General features: G+C 53.4%; 1 protein-coding gene. It reads left to right on the forward strand.

Annotated features, from left to right (window positions below; translation table 11 throughout):
* Positions 1-1,665 (forward strand): oligoendopeptidase F (gene pepF, locus GX108_06735; GenBank protein NLO56730.1); only part of this gene is annotated, 1,665 nt, incomplete at both ends.

A 1,665-nucleotide genomic window follows, 5' to 3' on the forward strand; every position in this document is an offset into this window, starting at 1 on the left:
AACAAAAAAGCAGATGAAACGCTCTGAGGTTCCCGTTGAACAAACCTGGGACATGTCCACGGTTTTCGCGGGCCTCGACGAATGGGAGGCCTCTTTTGCTGATCTTTCGGAGAAAAAAGATCAGGTTAAAAAATACGCAGGCAGGCTGTCCGAATCGGCCGAAACACTTTTTGAAGCCATCAGGAACAGGGAGGTCATCGTCAACCAGCTATGGATGCTCGCGACTTATGCCTTCCACCGGGCGGATGAGGATACGGCAGATCCCGTTTTCCTTGCCATGAAGGGCCGGTTCGGTGCATTGATGGCCGTCTTGATGGGGGAAGATGCCTGGTTTGAGCCGGAGCTGGCCAACATTCCAGAGGAGACGATTGACCGTTTTATTGAAGAAAAGCCTGAGCTGGAGGATTATCGCCACTTCTTCGACAACATCCTTCGAGAAAAAAAGTACCAGCTATCCCCCCAGGAGGAAGCGCTGCTGGCCAGGGCCAGCCAAATCTTCGGCAGTCCTGATGAAATCTACGGCATTCTTTCAGACGCGGATATGCAGTTTGACCCGATTGAGAATGAAAAAGGTGAAAGAGTCGAGATGTCTCACGCCCGCTTCAGCCTCTATCTTGAGAACCGTGATCCCCGGGTACGACGCGACGCCTTTGCCAGTATGTACAGAAGCTTCGGCCAATTCCGTAATACCTGCGCCGCCACTCTGTCCAATGCCATCCGTGTTAACACATACAACAAAAATATCAGAGGCTTTAAGTCAGGGAGGGAAGCTGCCCTGTTCAAGAACGCCATTCCCGAGTCCGTCTATGACAGTCTGCTCGTAGCGGTCAACGAACGGCTCCCGCTTCTTCATCGCTACGTCAACCTGCGCAAGAGAATGTTAGGCGTGGATGAACTCCACTCCTACGACATGTACGTGCCCCTGGTCGAGGGGGTCGATCCGCATTACTCCTTTGACCAAGCCAAAGAGATCCTCTTCAAGGCCCTGGCTCCACTGGGAGATGAGTACGTTACAGTGTTGAAGCGAGCCTTCGACGAGCGCTGGATTGACTGGGCCGTCAACACCGGCAAGCGGTCAGGCGCTTATTCGGGAGGCTCCTACAATACCAACCCCTTTATTCTGATCAGCTGGCAGGGGACCCTGGATAACCTCTATACGCTGGCGCATGAGCTGGGTCACAGTCTGCATTCTTACTTCACACGCAAGTCCCAACCCTTCCAATACGGTGATTATTCCATCTTCCTGGCGGAAATCGCGTCCACCTGCAATGAGGTGCTGCTGACCGACTATCTGTTGAAGACAGCCCAGGACGACAAGATGAGGGCTGCCGTTATCAATCACTACCTGGACGGCTTCAAGGGCACGGTCTTCCGTCAGACCCAGTTCGCTGAGTTTGAACACCTGATTCACCAGGCGGATGAAGCGGGGACCGCGTTGACGGCTGATTTCCTGAGCGAGCAATATGGGGAATTGAATAAAAAGTATTACGGTGACGGCCTGACCTTCGATCCCGACATTGCCAACGAGTGGGCCCGAATCCCACACTTTTATTACAACTTCTATGTCTTCCAATACGCGACAGGCTTTGCGGCAGCGACCGCCTTCGCTCAAGCCATTCTCAATGAAGGGCAACCGGCGGTCGATCGCTACCTGAGTTTCCTGGC

Origin of the sequence: Thermovirga sp., from assembly GCA_012523215.1 — a bacterium.
In the GTDB taxonomy this organism is placed as follows: domain Bacteria; phylum Synergistota; class Synergistia; order Synergistales; family Thermovirgaceae; genus 58-81.